The 256-nt window shown below is 65.2% G+C and carries 1 pseudogene; it reads left to right on the plus strand.

The annotated features are described in order from the left end of the window. Positions 1 to 37: 37 nt before the first annotated feature. Positions 38 to 256: pseudogene (locus tag SB725_RS32380) on the plus strand (MFS transporter); the annotation flags it as partial.

Consider the following 256-nt stretch of genomic DNA (forward strand, 5'->3'; position numbering starts at 1 on the left):
CCTAGCATGGCGCCACTCATTCCTGTGGAGCTTTGCCATGAACGATCTGTCTGCATCACCGGCCACCGCTGCGCACGGGCCAGCGGAGCCGTCCTCCTGGCGCGACTGGCTGTCGGTGTACGCGGTGGCCCTGGGCGCTTTTGCCTTTGTCACCACCGAATACCTGCCGGTCGGCGTCTTGCCGCAAATTGCCAATAGCCTGGGCATCACCGATGGGGTCGCGGGGTTGATGGTGACCGTGCCGGGCATGGTGGCG

It is taken from the genome of Pseudomonas sp. SIMBA_041, assembly GCF_046535095.1.
GTDB classification, from domain to species: domain Bacteria; phylum Pseudomonadota; class Gammaproteobacteria; order Pseudomonadales; family Pseudomonadaceae; genus Aquipseudomonas; species Aquipseudomonas mucoides.